The 1617-nt window shown below is 72.5% G+C and carries 1 protein-coding gene and 2 pseudogenes; 2 read left to right on the top strand and 1 reads right to left on the bottom strand.

What is annotated here, in order from left to right; all coding sequences use genetic code 11:
* Together V7793_RS37335 and V7793_RS37330 are read left to right on the top strand one after the other, a co-directional pair.
* Nucleotides 1-299: pseudogene (locus V7793_RS37335) on the top strand (SWF or SNF family helicase); the annotation flags it as partial.
* Nucleotides 300-422: 123 nt separating this feature from the next.
* On the top strand, nucleotides 423-1304 hold the full coding sequence (locus V7793_RS37330) for a YceI family protein (RefSeq protein ID WP_336014151.1): 882 nt from the start codon (nucleotides 423-425) through the stop codon (nucleotides 1302-1304).
* 48 nt (nucleotides 1305-1352) lie between these two features.
* On the opposite strand, the pseudogene V7793_RS37325 reads toward V7793_RS37330, so the two are convergent.
* Nucleotides 1353-1617 (bottom strand): annotated as a pseudogene (locus V7793_RS37325) (CotH kinase family protein); the annotation flags it as partial.

Here is a 1617-nt window from a genome sequence, read left to right as displayed (position 1 = left end):
CCTGGGAGTACGGCGGGCCGGCCTCCCTCGCCGCACTGGAGGAGGAGTGGACTCCGGAGGGGGAGGGGCTCGCACGCGCCAGCGCCCGGCTGGCCGGCGCCTGGGAGGAGGAGCAGGCACCGCAGCTGCGGGCCGTGCGCAACCGGTGGACCGCGGTCGGCACTTCCGCGCAGCTGCGCTACGGAAGGGACGGCCGGTGGTGGCCCTACCGCAAGGAGGGCGGCCGCTGGCTGCCCGCGGGGCCCTGTGACCACGATCCGGCGGCCGCGCTCGCCACGCTCCTCACCGACGACCGGTGATCCAAAGGCAAGGGAGAGTCAAAAGGGAGCTTTCATAGGCAACCCCGAGGATTTTGCCTATCAGCGACAGAATATGGTGATCTACAGTTCAATCACCTTCTCGTCACCGAAAGGCCCTTTGGGATGGCTTTCGCCCTGCTCCGCCGGTTCACGCGCCCCTCCCGCCCGGAGGCCGCGCCGATTCCGCTCGGAGCGGGGGCCCTCGACTGCATCGTCGTGGAGCCGATGCAGTCGCCCTTGCACAGAGCCGAGGTCTCCGTGCGGGACGCGGGCGGCCGTGAAGTGGTGCACGGCCAGACCGACCCGCACGGCCGCTTCGCGACGACCGTCGCCCCCGGCGAGTACAGCGTCTCGGTGACGGCCGACGGCTTCCGCCCCGTCCTGCGCACCGTCACCTGCGCCGAGGAGACCCGCACCTCGCTCGGCACCCTCGCGATGGAGCTCGCCCCGGCACCGCCCATGCCCGCGCCGGGCGCGTGGCGCATCGACCCGGACCACACGGCGGTGCGCTTCATCGCCCGGCACATCGGCCTCGCCGAGGTACACGGCCGCTTCAACCGCTTCGAGGGCACCCTCTGGATCGCGGAGGACGTCCGGCACTCCCGCATCGACGTCGTGATCGACACGGCCAGCATCGACACGGGGGTCGCGCAGCGCGACGAGCACCTGCGCTCGCCGGAGTTCCTGGACGTCGCCAACTACCCGTACATGCAGTTCACCAGCGAGCGCTTCGTGCACCGCGGCGGCTCGCACTGGACCGTGCAGGGCGTGCTCAACCTGCACGGCGTCAGCCGGAACATCGCCCTCGACACCCGCTACCTGGGGATCGGCACCGGCATCATGGGCGAGACCCGCACGGCCTGCTCGGCCTCCACCGAGCTGCACCGCGAGGACTTCACCCTGGACTGGCGTTCCATGCTCCGGCGCGGCATCGCCATGATCGGCGCGACCATCAGGATCGAGCTGGACATCCAGGCCGTTCCGGAGCAGCCGCCGGCCGGCTGACGTCCCGTACGCCCCCTGGCCGTGCGCGCCCGGCGGTGAACCCGGCCGTCAGCCCCGGCCGCCGTCACCGGCGAACGGGAGCAGCCCCGAAGGGAGGCCGCTCGGCAGGCTCGTGGGCAAGGACGTGGGCACACCGCTGGGCAGACCACTGGGCAGACCGGACGGCAGGGCGGTCGGCCATTGCGACGGGAACCCGCTCGGGACGGTGAGCGAAGGCGACGACGTCGCCGCGCCCGGGCCGGCGGGCTCGTTCCCGTCGCCCGGCCTGCCCGGCTCCCCGCTCTTGCCGCCGACGGCCAGGAAGGTCCCCAGG

This window comes from Streptomyces sp. KLMMK, assembly GCF_036961605.1.
Taxonomy (GTDB): Bacteria; Actinomycetota; Actinomycetes; order Streptomycetales; family Streptomycetaceae; genus Streptomyces; species Streptomyces telluris.
The sequence above is the reverse complement of the archived record's forward strand: the minus strand, read 5'-3'. Positions and strand labels throughout refer to the sequence as shown.